5 protein-coding genes are annotated in these 6,971 nt (G+C 43.4%); 1 reads left to right on the top strand and 4 read right to left on the bottom strand.

Annotated features, from left to right (window positions below; genetic code table 11):
* The first annotated feature begins 961 nt into the window (after window positions 1–961).
* Window positions 962–1,627 (top strand): DUF559 domain-containing protein, encoded by a 666-nt coding sequence (locus tag B9Z54_RS13655; RefSeq protein ID WP_113928926.1) that lies wholly within the window; start codon window positions 962–964, stop codon window positions 1,625–1,627.
* 124 nt (window positions 1,628–1,751) lie between these two features.
* Here the strand turns inward: B9Z54_RS13655 and abc-f are convergent, their stop codons facing one another.
* From abc-f to B9Z54_RS13635, 4 genes are all read right to left on the bottom strand, one after another.
* The gene (abc-f, locus tag B9Z54_RS13650; protein WP_113928925.1) at window positions 1,752–3,668 is read right to left on the bottom strand and encodes a ribosomal protection-like ABC-F family protein; all 1,917 of its coding nucleotides are present in this window, start codon (window positions 3,666–3,668) and stop codon (window positions 1,752–1,754) included.
* A 556-nt stretch (window positions 3,669–4,224) separates the two neighbouring features.
* The gene (locus B9Z54_RS13645) at window positions 4,225–4,989 is read right to left on the bottom strand and encodes an alpha/beta hydrolase (protein ID WP_113928924.1); all 765 of its coding nucleotides are present in this window, start codon (window positions 4,987–4,989) and stop codon (window positions 4,225–4,227) included.
* 114 nt (window positions 4,990–5,103) lie between these two features.
* Window positions 5,104–5,670: an NADPH-dependent FMN reductase gene (locus B9Z54_RS13640; protein ID WP_113928923.1), complete on the bottom strand. Its 567-nt coding sequence runs from the start codon at window positions 5,668–5,670 to the stop codon at window positions 5,104–5,106.
* 15 nt (window positions 5,671–5,685) lie between these two features.
* A complete protein-coding gene (locus tag B9Z54_RS13635) occupies window positions 5,686–6,741 on the bottom strand; it encodes an LLM class flavin-dependent oxidoreductase (protein ID WP_113928922.1) in 1,056 nt (351 codons plus the stop codon).
* Between the last annotated feature and the right edge of the window lie 230 nt (window positions 6,742–6,971).

Genomic DNA, 6,971 nt, shown 5'->3' with positions numbered 1-6,971 from the left:
TTCCCCTTATTCACCAGCAAATTGGGATCCAATATGCAAATAAGGGGAAAATCTCCCCTTATTTTTCTCACTAGCTACTCCATTTCAAAGCTGGATCACATACGCTGCCTACCCCCTGCCAAGCTTCAAGATGGCCAGAGGATCGTCGGGGCTAAAAGGGGCGCTGGCTCTTCTATAGATAGAGGGAGAAATTCCCCTTATTTCCTAAACAGCCTTGAAATTAGCTAAAATAGAGGGAGAAATTCCCCTTATTTGACTTAAAACACTAGAAAATAGGCTCTTTTTCTTTATATAAGGGGAAAAATTCCCCTTATTCACCAGCAAATTGGGATCCAATATGCAAATAAGGGGAAAATCTCCCCTTATTTTCTCACTAGCTACTCCATTTCAAGCTGGATCACATACGCTGCCTACCCCCTGCCAAGCTTCAAGATGGCCAGAGGATCGTCGGGGCTAAAAGGGGCGCTGGCTCTTCTAAAAATAGAGGGAAAAATTCCCCTTATTTAATAAATAGCCTTGAAATTAGCTAAAATAGAGGGAGAAATTCCCCTTATTTGACTTAAAACATTAGAAAATAGGCTCTTTTTCTTTATATAAGGGGAAAAATTCCCCTTATTCACCAGCAAATTTGGGTTCAATATGCAAATAAGGGGAAAATCTCCCCTTATTTTTCTCACTAGTTACTCCATTTCAAGGAAGTTTTCAAGTGACTCTCCTTAATTTGGGGAAGCTCGCTTAATTTCTTCAAGAATATTAACAAGAAGTTATTGTCGAATTATAAAGTGGATTTATTGACAAATTTTAGAATTATATTAAACTAAAAATAGTTCAACCTCATTTTCTTCCTTAAAGCTTTTAAAATCGCCTCTATAATTTATTTACTTTTCTCCAGTTTAAAAATCATATCTCCCATTATGTCACTCGTTATTGTAGATTTATATTTGAAAAGGAGAAGGATGCCATGGGTTTTGAAGAAGAATATCAGTCATTTATGAATGCTCACCTGCAGGTAAGATCTGGTGAGCGGCTGCGGCGCTTACAAGAAGGTCACCAACATGCTGAAATGTCGTTTTTAAAGCAGGTATGGTGGCCCTTGTTTCACCATTTTCGTTATCTGCATCCAGAATATGAAGTCAATGATTTTAAAGATGGCAAACGGTATTTGGATTTTGCTTACATTCGCCCCGCCATCCGTCTTTGCCTGGAGATCGATGGGTACGGTCCTCATTTAAGGAACATAAGCAGATGGCAATTTACCGACAACCTTGAACGGCAAAACCAGCTGGTGATTGACGGATGGACAGTGATCCGCTTTTCTTATGACCAAGTTAAAGAGAATCCTCGCAGATGCCAGCAAATTGTACAGCAAGTGATTGGCCGATGGGTGGGGGACGATATGGATCGGTCCACTCTGTCCTTAGTCGAAAAGGAAGTGCTGCGGCTGGCAATCCAGAAAGGAGAAGCCATTTCCCCTATAGAAGTCGAGAAGCATTTGAAACTAAGTAGCAAGACTATAAGAAAAGTCATCTCTCAACTAGTCGATAAAAACATATTGATTCCCGCATCCGGGGTCATGAGGGTCCGCTCTTATCGATTGGGGGAACAAGTTCAGAATCCCATTCAATAAATAGACATTCCCTGCCTGCCGATTAAAAAGCATGTGACTACCCTTGAAGTTCATGCACCTCTCTACGAACACCACAAAAAAAGGGAAGACATAAGCCGCCCTCCCTTCAAAATCACTCCCGCCTTCAATCAGCAAGCTCCACCCATTCTTCCATAACAGAATCCCGCTCATCACCCAGCTCCAGCTTCCGGCGGTACACCTCATAAAGTTCTTCATGATCCAGCTGGCTGGCAGCCAAAACAATATCGAGCTTTCTTATCTCATTTTCAAGGTCTTCTATCCTTGCCTGGGCTTTTGCTAATTCTTTTTCATTATTGTGCTTAAATTCGATTTGCTGGTTTGTTGCTTCAACAGGTTCCTGTGCTCCCAGCCGCTTCTGCTCGCGTTCTTTTAACCTTCTGTACTCATCATAATTGCCGGAATAGCTTTTAAAAGAGTGGTCCTCAACTTCGACAACCCGTTCACCTATTTTATTGATAAAATACCGGTCATGCGAGATGAAGAATATTGTCCCTTTAAACTCTTCCAAAGCCGATTCCAGTGTCTCTATCGAATCGATATCCAAGTGGTTGGTGGGTTCATCCAGGATTAACAAATTAATATCCTGGAATAATAACATCGCCAGCTTTAGCCTGATTCTTTCTCCGCCAGATAAGTGCTTCACTTTTTTGAAGACCGATTTTTTATAAAACATGAATTTCGCCAGGTACTCTCTTGCTTTTCCCTCGAGAATGGAAATATTCTCTCTAAAGCAATCCAGCACGGTAAGCTCCTCATCTTTAAAATTGATTTCCTGTGGAAGATAGGCTGCCTTCACATTGGCACCGAGCTGGACAGTCCCTTCATCAGGCTGTTCTACTCCCAAAAGCATCTTCAGAAATGAGGTTTTTCCGCTTCCATTGGGACCAAGGAGTCCGACCCTTTCTCCAAAGTGAATCATCAGGTCAGCTTCCAGAAAGATCAATTTATCTCCATACCTTTTCGTGAGTCCCGAGGCCTTAATGGTTTCTTTCCCAGACCGCTCAGTCTCTTTAAAATTCAATGTCATATTCTTTTTTTCGAAAACCGGCTTATCGATGCTTTCTACTTTATCCAGCTTCTTTTGAATGCTTGCCGCTCTTCGGAAGAACTTGTTATTGTCCGCTCTCATTGCCCAGTCACGCAAATTTGTCACCTGTTTTTCCATGTTATTGACTTTCTTCTGCTGCTCCCTGAAGTGTTCGTACTGGATACGCATGTTTTCTTCTTTTTGTGCTGTGAATGAAGAATAGTTCCCCTTATAGGTTTTAGATTTCATATCTTCAATTTCAATAATTTTACTGACGACGTTATCGAGAAAGTATCTGTCATGAGAGACAATCATCACTATGCCCTTATAGCTCTTTAAATAGCTTTCCAGCCATTCAATGGACTCCATATCGAGATGGTTGGTCGGCTCATCCAGCAGCAGGATTTCTGGCGCGTGCATGAGGAGTTTCCCCAGCATGACGGTCGTTTTTTCGCCTCCGCTCAATAAGTCGAAGTCCTTGTTCAAGAAGCTTTCGTGAAACTTCAAGCCTGTGCAGATCCTGGCCATCTTTTCTTCCATCTCATAGCCGCCCTTTGTTTCATACAGCTGAACAAGCTCGCTGTATAGTTGTAGAGCCCTATCCAACTCGGCACCTTCAAGGATTGCCAACTGTGCTTCTGCTTCACGCATTTCTTTTTCTATGGCTTCCACTTCTTCAAAAGCCAGCTTCAGCACGTCTTTCACTTTCAAGCCTGCGGGGAACTGAGGCACTTGTTCGAGAAAAGCCACAGCCGCCCCTTTCGGCAGGTTTACAAATCCTTCATCGTAACCGTAGCTGGTTGTCTGCGGATATCCTGGATAGTACTCCATCGGGATGATTCCCGCAATCAATTTCAGGACCGTACTCTTGCCGCTTCCGTTCGCCCCGACGATACCAACCTTCTCTCCTGTCATCACATCAAATGTGATATTTTCCAGGACCTGCGTGGCATCCATATATTTTTTTACACCGTTCAATGATAATTCCAGCATGTTCATTCCTTCTTTCATCCATAATGTCCGTTACGCATTTTATGGAAAGCATAAAGAAGAACTTCCTTACTATTGAGTTGTGACAGTGACTCTTAGGGCAAATTCTTACCCTTCTGCATTAATCCGGTTTGGCCGGAAAAAGATCAATAAAAAAAGGCCGCAAGAAGATATGAACCTTCTTACTGCCTTGAGCACTCTTTTGTAAAAATATGATTTACCGGGAAAAGGAAGCATGCTAAAAAAGCATAGGTCCTGACCTCTCCGCAAAATTCCAGAGACCGGTAAATTAAATTGAGTCAAGTAAGTAAGTTACCTTCTAAATTGCCGGATTCCATAAGAGCATAACAAATAAACCTATAGTGACTAGGTAAAATTAACGCTCTGTACAAAATCTTTATTAATTTTCAAAAATTAATAATCAGCAATTTGTTGGTTCCATAAACTTACTTTCCCCCTCCGTCATTTTCTATATTATCTCAGGTCTTCATTATTTTGTAAATGGGCTCCAGCGCTTTAACGCGCGAAGAGGGACTGTCCCTTTTAGTGCGTTAAAGTATCACTTAAACAGATACCCGAACACCTGCGGCAGCCGCTCTCTCCAGGCTATCTCGTTATGGACGCCGCCTTCTATGGTGTCGAACCTGATATTTACTTTATCTATTAAAAGATCATATACTCTTTCACTCGTCCGTTCGTATGTTTCTCCGTCAATTGTTTCTGTCACTTCCGCCGTTCCGACATCCATGTAAAAACGCTCGACCGCCGACATATCACTTTTCCGGATGAGTGCTTCAATTTCTTCCTGGTTGAACCAGTAAGCGGAAGATAGAGAAGCGATTCTTTTGAAGATATGGGGGTACTTGCAGGCTGCATAGGTCGAAATCAACCCGCCCATGGAGCTTCCCGCCATGCTGGTTTCGCCGGCTCTCGTTCGGTACTTTTGATCGATGAATGGCTTTAATTCATGAACGATATATTCTATGTAGGCCTGCCCTTCTCCGCCGATTGTATCGCAGTTTTCATCAAACACCTCAGGCATTTTGCTGCTTTCCCAAGGAGCGTATTCATCCAGGCGCTTCAAGCCATCGTTGCAGTCAATGCCGACAACAATCATTTCGAACTCGCTCTCATCAAGATAATCTCCTACTCTCCAAGCCATACCATAACCAGCATCCTCATCACGAAATAGATTCTGGCCATCGTGCATATAAAGCACAGGATAACGTTTTTCATCGTTTTCTTTGTATCCTTTTGGAAGATAAGTACGAATGGTCCTTTCGCGATTTAACGTGGTGATGGTTACTTTGAATTGTTCGTACACAGGCACTGCCTCCTTTTTGATAAGCGAGTTTGAATATTCACACTTTCCACTTTAACACATTAAAGCGCGAAGAGGGACTGTCCCTTTTCACGCTTTAATGTGTTGAAGTTTTAGTTAAAAATCGTATTGTGCGTCTTTCTTTTCGCGGATTGCTGCAAAGGCTTCCCCTACCATCACGGTGTCTTCAGCCAGGCGGTCCAGTCTAAACAGAACATCATCATTTGTGATTTCTTTGCGGTGGAAGTCTTTTTCTTCAATAAAAACATATGTCTGGACGATCTGGGCTTTCATATAAGCCAGGATCGGCTTGATTTGGTGTTCAGCGATCAAATAGTGCTTGGAAGATCCGGCGGTGACAAAGATGCTGACCACTTTATCACGGAAAGCATTTTGAGGAAGCAGATCAAAGATGTTTTTCAGTGTCGCCGGAATCGATGCTTGAAAAACCGGTGTCCCGATGATGATGGCATCTGCTTCCATCAGCGTTTTCGTCACAAAGCCCGTATCTCCTTCATATTCCGTGTAGTTCCGGCCGTCACTGAATTGGATATCATAGTCAGCCAGATCCAGAAGGGTCACTTCGGCTTCGGGGTCATGTTTGCTAATTGATTTTACTGCATAGTCCATGGCGGTTCTCGTCTTTGAACCTACCTTGGAACCTGATAATCCGACAATCTTCATTTTCACTGCCTCCTATTACTTGCTTGTGTACTTTCGTATAGCCGGTAAAATTTCAGTACCGATGATTTCAACATTCTTCATAATCTTGTCAAATGGCATACCGCCGAAGTCAATCTGCGCGATATATCTCTGGTGGTTGAATTCCTCGTGCTGATAAAGGATTTTTTCGATAATTTCCTGAGGGCTGCCGATATTCATGATGTTATGCGGGTCGACTCCCTGCGCAAAATGCTGCTTCGGAAAACCGCCGCCATTGGTTTTCTTCATGCCTTCATTGATGTGCGGATATAAATCTTTCAGTGCCTGCTGCGAGGTTTCCGCTGCATAGAAGAATCCGGCTGTGGCCACAGGCAGTTGGGCAGGATCGAACCCTTTACTCCGCGCCGCTTCCCGGTAGGCTTCAATGGTCCGTTTGAAGATGGAGGCAGGTCCGCCCAGGTGCGCCATGAACATCGGAGCGCCGGCATATCCTGCTTTGATGGCACTGGCAGGTGTCCCGCCGACGGCACGCCAGATCGGCATGGAACCATTTTGAGGACGCGGAAGGACTCTCGCATTTCTTAACGGCTTGCGGAATTCACCGCTCCAGTTCACAACTTCCTCTTCATTGATTTTCATCAGCAGGTCGAATTTTTCCTCGTAGAGTTCTTCATAGTTTCTCAGGTCGTAACCCAGGAGTTCAAACAATCCGACTCTTGAAGCACGTCCGGCAATGATCTCCGCCCGTCCGTTCGAAATCAGGTCGATGGTGGCGAAGTCTTCATACACCCTTACTGGATCGGATGTGCTGATAATAGTTGACGAGCTTCCAATTTTGATATTTTTCGTTGCCTGAGCAATGGCTGACAACACAACGGAATGGGCTTGAGTCGCGAAGTAGTCCTGGTGGCTCTCTCCCACACTAAAGAAATCAAGCCCCGCCTCGTCGGCAAGCTTTGCGTACTCGATGATTTCCCGGATACGCTCGCCAGCAGATTCCCTCTCGTTTGTATGAGGATTCGGCAAGTGATCGCCTAATGTATAGATCCCGAATTCCAACCCTTTACTTTGATCGATTCGATATTTTTCCAACGATGTTCCTCCTTCAATTGCTTCAGCATGGATTCTCTGTTTTTAAATTTTTATACTAAATGGTATAATTAATAAATAAAGAGTAATCCAACTTGCTGCCGGAAATCAATATATGTGCTCAGACCGCCTTTCCATCGCTCTCTTAAATCCTTCCTATTTTTTATACTTAATAGTATAATTGCTATTTCAGAAGCGATTGCTTACTAGTATCAACATTTCCATTGAGGTGT

Source organism: Bacillus sp. P14.5, from assembly GCF_003316765.1.
Classification (GTDB): domain Bacteria; phylum Bacillota; class Bacilli; order Bacillales; family Bacillaceae_B; genus Rossellomorea.
Note: the sequence above shows the minus strand (reverse complement) of the source record. Positions and strands in the feature narration are given on the sequence as shown.

Excerpts from the sequence above, each read along its gene's own strand:
- B9Z54_RS13640 (WP_113928923.1), bottom strand. The coding sequence starts at position 5,670 with ATGAAGATTGTCGGATTATCAGGTTCCAAGGTAGGTTCAAAGACGAGA.
- abc-f (WP_113928925.1), bottom strand. The coding sequence starts at position 3,668 with ATGCTGGAATTATCATTGAACGGTGTAAAAAAATATATGGATGCCACG.
- B9Z54_RS13655 (WP_113928926.1), top strand. The coding sequence starts at position 962 with ATGGGTTTTGAAGAAGAATATCAGTCATTTATGAATGCTCACCTGCAG.